We start from the raw sequence: 1946 nt of genomic DNA on the forward strand, positions 1-1946 counted from the left end.
CGGTCGAAGCCGCCCACATCAAGCTACAACTGGACAAGGCCACTGCCCGCGCCGAGGTGCCGATCAAGGCATCGTGTTATTGCAGGCAGAAGGCTTTGGCCGCCGAGTAATCACTGATCAACAGCAATGGCCGGGCTATTTGCGAGGCCCGCTTCTGCCCTAGACCGGGACTCGTTTAACTTCGTTGATGGCAACCGTCTGGGCGACCACAAGACTGCCAAGCATCGCTTGGATGCCGTTTTGCGGTAAATCAACCGCATGGTAGCATTGCGTAAGATTTGCAGTCGGGGGGCAACATGGTCTTAACATTCGCACAAATGGAAGCTCAGGAAATATCCAAAGCAAATCCGATTTCAGCAACTGACGCGCTGGCAGTACTGATCGAAGACCCCAACGCACTTGTGGTGGACGTGAGGGATAGCGCTGAAATGGCGGCCACAGGTATCAGCCCCAGAGCAATTCCGGCTCCTGGTCGCGCCGTCGCTTGGATGGCAGACCTTGAAAGTGAATACAGATCTCAAGAGTTACAGGATCGTGGAAGGCGAATTTTCACCACCTGTGGCGGCGCTCCTAGTTACCGAGGCGCGGCAGCGGCAAATGTATTGACTGCGATGGGTTTTCAAAACGTGCAGTTCATCGATGGAGGGATGGCGGCTCTGATCGCAGCGGGCTCCTCTACAAAGCAGCCTTAAAAAAGGCGAAACCAACGGTGTTGAGCAAACAGAGCAGAGGGGTAAATAGATACGTCTCAGCTTCCAGAGTTGTGTCTCGATACGACTTGCGACTGAGATTTAAGCCAGTTGACGAACACCTTAGCCTCTGGGCGCTGAAATTCTGCTTGAGTCTGGATGTAGTAGACGCCGAAGAGTGGCTCAGAGAACAATTCAATCATCCGACCAGATGAAAGATCTTCCTCAAAAAAAGCTCTGGCAGAATACGTGATTCCGTCACCCCGGCGAACCGCAGTCATGATAAGGTTCCCCGGCATGTGATTTATGGTCAATGGCTCGGCAGGAACAACCCCGTGATAGGTGAACCAGTCAGCCGCCTCGTTGGTGCCTAGTTCCTGCAACCAGGGCAGCTTCGTTAAAGAGGCCGGGTCACGCAGATCTTGGCCTTCCACCAATGAAGGTGCTCCGATCACGACCATGTCGGTGACAAGGACAGTATCCTCTTTTTTTCTTGGCATGCGTCTGTCGTGATACCGAATGGCGACATCTATACCGCCGGGGCGTATCTGAACCAGTTCCGAAGTTGGGTTCAGCATCAAAGTGATCTCTGGGTGTTCACGTTGAAAGTCTGCCATCCTCGGCAATAGCCACTCCACCGCAAATGCTGGTGACATGGTCACTTGAACGGGACGCTTTGCTGTGTGTTCTGCCAGTCGTTCGACACCCCTTCCAATGATTTCAAAGCCGATACCCAGTTCACGTGCAAGCATGATGCCTGGCTCGGTCAGCTCAATGCTGCGCCCACGTTTAGCAACGAGAGCTACACCCAAATACCTTTCCAACGATTTCACCTGCTGGCTGACAGCCGCTTGGGTCACGTTCAAGCGTTCAGCCGCCACGGTGTAACTCCCTGCTTCCGCAACCGCTGAGAAAGCGCGCAAAGCGTTCATCGGGGGAAGGTGCAGCCAATCCATACTATAGTTTTTCTAAAATATCCTCAGACGATTTGCTTCGCATGATATCGGTTTTCTTGACAATATTCACAGTGAAATCTGTTTTTGTGTTGGGGAAAAGGCGAACGCTTCAACGCTGATGTTTACAGAGCCGCACGTCAGGAGAGTTTGATACGATGGAAAAACTTCAAGGTGGATGTTACTGTGGTGCCGTTCGGTTTCAGATAGCGACCCCGCCAGTTTGGTCGGGTCATTGCCATTGCCGTTCGTGCCAAATGGCCCTTGGCGGTGCCTTTGTAACTTGGGCTAAAGTGGCCGCCGA

Annotated in this window: 3 protein-coding genes; 2 read left to right on the forward strand and 1 reads right to left on the reverse strand. The window is 52.9% G+C overall.

The annotated features are described in order from the left end of the window. The first annotated feature begins 296 nt into the window (after nucleotides 1-296). Nucleotides 297-692 carry a rhodanese-like domain-containing protein gene (locus tag ACR0ER_RS25500; RefSeq protein ID WP_170594474.1) on the forward strand — a complete coding sequence of 132 codons (396 nt, stop codon included), beginning with the start codon at nucleotides 297-299 and terminating at the stop codon, nucleotides 690-692. Nucleotides 693-748: 56 nt separating this feature from the next. Here ACR0ER_RS25500 and ACR0ER_RS25505 read toward each other — a convergent pair whose 3' ends face one another. Then, nucleotides 749-1645 carry a LysR family transcriptional regulator gene (locus ACR0ER_RS25505; RefSeq protein WP_170724478.1) on the reverse strand — a complete coding sequence of 299 codons (897 nt, stop codon included), beginning with the start codon at nucleotides 1643-1645 and terminating at the stop codon, nucleotides 749-751. Between the two features lie 155 nt (nucleotides 1646-1800). On the opposite strand from ACR0ER_RS25505, the gene ACR0ER_RS25510 reads away from it, so the two are divergent. Continuing rightward, a partial coding sequence (locus tag ACR0ER_RS25510; protein ID WP_480771262.1) for a GFA family protein occupies nucleotides 1801-1946 on the forward strand: 146 nt, incomplete at its 3' end.

It is taken from the genome of Ruegeria sp. CH8 (assembly GCF_056536985.1).

Excerpts from the sequence above, each read along its gene's own strand:
- ACR0ER_RS25500 (WP_170594474.1), top strand. The coding sequence starts at position 297 with ATGGTCTTAACATTCGCACAAATGGAAGCTCAGGAAATATCCAAAGCA.
- ACR0ER_RS25505 (WP_170724478.1), bottom strand. The coding sequence starts at position 1,645 with ATGGATTGGCTGCACCTTCCCCCGATGAACGCTTTGCGCGCTTTCTCA.